The following is a 2,862-nucleotide window of genomic DNA, read 5'->3' as shown; positions in this document are numbered from 1 at the left end:
GTATGGGTTCCGACCGGCAGGCCGGTCAGGTCCAGCGTGCCGCCGCAGGTGAAGGTGGGTGTGACCGCGCCGGTTCCGGGGCCGGTCGCCAGCTTGCCGATCTTCGGCACCAGCTTGACCGGGGTTGCCGCGGTCACCGTGGCGATGTTCTGCGCGGGCAATTCCTTCCATGCGCAGATCGCCGCGCCGTTCAGCGTCTCGCCCGCGACGAAGCTGCCGGTGATGTCGCCAAGCACAAGCCGCCCATTGTCCAGAGTGTCGTTCAGAACATCCAGGATCGTGGCGGTCGCGCCGCTGGTCAGGCCCGTCACGGTTGATCCGATGCGGAAGGTGACGCGCGCACTTCCCCAGATGGATGGCACCGGGATCTGCCGCCCGGCGAAGGGCAGCACCATGCCGGGCCGCAGCTTCAGCGTGGCACCAGCCGCGATGGTGATGGACGCCGCGCCATTCGCCACCCCGTCAAAGCCGACCTCGGCCCCGCCGTCGATCTGCAACACCCGGCCGGACGGGACGGTGAAGCTGGCCGCGTCATGGGCCAGCACCGCCTGCGCCTGCGAACGCACGGTCATGTTGCAAGCCCCCGAGAAGGCGCCCGTATTCACGAACCGGCCTTCCCCCTGCACCACCACATCCCACGGATCGGACGAGGTGAAGCCGTCGCACCAGAAGTCGGAGACGTAATCCAGCACCAGCCGGCCCCCGCCCGAGACGATGCCCGTGGGCTTCAGCGTGCCGCCCCACAGGGTCAACTCGCCGCCGCCGAAGTCCAGATCGGCAATCGCATTGGCGGGGTTCATCGACCAGTTCACCCGATGCCCGTCCAGATCGATGCTGTCGCCCGCAGCCGTGCCCGGCAGATCGCCCGTGGACCAGTCGGCGCGGATGTCCGCGCGCATCCCCGGCGTGCGGCCCTGATCGTCCGGGCGGAACACCAGCGTCGTCGGAACCGTCCGATCCGTGATCGCCGCAAAGCCATAGGCGGGCATCATCCAGTTGTGCAGCGCCCGGATCTCTGTCCACGGCTCGTCCAATGTGCGGAAATGCTCGGCAACATCCGTGAAGTCGCTGCCGGTCACGCCGATCTTCTGATCCAGCCACGCGCCGATGGTGCGGCCCGCGGCAAGGGCTTCGTTCGCGCCGGGCAGCAACTGATCGGGCGAGTTCCCCGACAGCCCGAGAGACGCCGAAAGCCAGTTGTAGATGGCCGCGTTCACGGAATAGGCAACAACCTCGCTCGTGACATTCAGCGCCCGGCCTTCGGATGGCTTGATGCTTTGCCCGGAAGGCCCGAACTCGGCCAGGGGCGTCCCGGCGTTGGAATGGACAATCGCGATGCGGTCATAGGCCCCCCACGGGCAATTCGCATCGATGCCGCGGGCCAGCGCGAAGTTGGCGGCCGTGGTCTTCCGCTGGCCTGCTTCCGTGATCAGAACATTCGAGACCCACGCGAACGGCCCGCCCAGAGTGTTGCCAAAAGAGACGCTGCCACCCACCAGAACCCCGACGTTGGACCCGAACGTGACGAGGTCTTCCATGACGCCGCCCGCGCGCCACTGAAACCCCGTCAGCGCCCCGCGCGAGCAGATCGTTCGGCGCACGGTCAGGTCGGCGCTCGATCCTTGGCAATAGATGTTGTGCGAATACATGCTCGGCGGTTGCGGCGCCGTGATCCTCTGGTCGTAGGCGTAGCCATCATTCCAGCCGGACTTGTCGATGAACACATCCTCCAGCAGCCCGCCGTCCAGACTGGACAGGTAAATGCCCTGGATGCGGTTGAGGTTAGGATCCCAAATCGTCACGCCGTTCAGAACTGACGCCTTTTCGGGCACGTCGCGGTAGCTGTCCACCTGCCACACCCGGCGCAGGGTGATCCCGCGCGAGAACGCCCCGGGGCTTTGCATCGTGATGCCAGCCCGATGGCTTCGGATGCCGTCTGCAATGACAAACTCGCTGTTGAGGGCCAGAGAGGGATCATCGCCGTCCGCCGTGGCAAGGGCAATGTCCTGCACCACGACATTCTGGCGGATGTTGATCTTCGGGACGACCGTGAACACGGGGTCCGGGCCGGTGCCATAGGCCCCGACATAGGTCGGGAACCGCCGCGACAGACCGGCCAGCTTGCTCGGAGCCTCGTTGAAAACGTCGCCACGCCGGAACAGCAGCCATGGCGACTTTCCAAGCTCCCGGTCACTGATCCCCGACAGGAAGGCGATGGAAAGCGGGTATTCCGGGGTTTCCCCGAAGCGGAACGTCTCGCCCGGCACGGTGTTGGCGGGGTTCACCAGCCACCAGGAGGTCACCGTGGCTTCGGACACGCCCTTCAATGCCGCGATCTGCGCCGCTGTCAGCCCGTCCGAGGCAAAGTGGAACGTCTTGCTGATCGGGTGTCGCTCGACCAGATAGCGGTTGTTTCCGTCCACCGGCAGGACGTAGTGCCGGCCTTTTCCCCACCACCGAGTTTTGTCGGTGAATATCTTCTTTCCCTCATCCCAACTGAATTGGGTGTTTTCCGAGATCGTCACCGTGCAGATGCCATCCACCGGGTCGGCCCCGGCTTTGGTCGCGCGATAGCCGAAGGTGACCGGATCGGTGCCTAGGTATTCGGTCAGGTCCAGCGACAGTTTCTTGTCGGATCGGACAGTGATGCGCCCGGCGCTGGGGCCAGAGGTGATCGCGATGGCATCCGCATCCGGCAGGGTCAGCACGTTCATGCGCGCGTTCAACGCGCTGCGGGCGATGGCGCCCGGAAACGCGAACGGCGCGCCCACGCCCCATTCCGTGACCGAGGCGGATTTGCCGCCAGACGACACGCCGAAAGGCTGGCCCGCGACGGGGCCTTTGAACTTGATCCGCATCACA

1 protein-coding gene is annotated in these 2,862 nt (G+C 65.6%); it reads right to left on the bottom strand.

The genetic code is table 11. The features are described from left to right. On the bottom strand, nt 1-2,714 hold a 2,714-nt coding region (locus CRO07_RS18855; RefSeq protein ID WP_204840065.1), incomplete at its 3' end, for a hypothetical protein. Between the last annotated feature and the right edge of the window lie 148 nt (nt 2,715-2,862).

The sequence above is a fragment of the Cereibacter ovatus genome (assembly GCF_900207575.1).
GTDB classification, from domain to species: Bacteria; Pseudomonadota; Alphaproteobacteria; order Rhodobacterales; family Rhodobacteraceae; genus Cereibacter_A; species Cereibacter_A ovatus.
The sequence above is the reverse complement of the archived record's forward strand: the minus strand, read 5'-3'. Positions and strand labels throughout refer to the sequence as shown.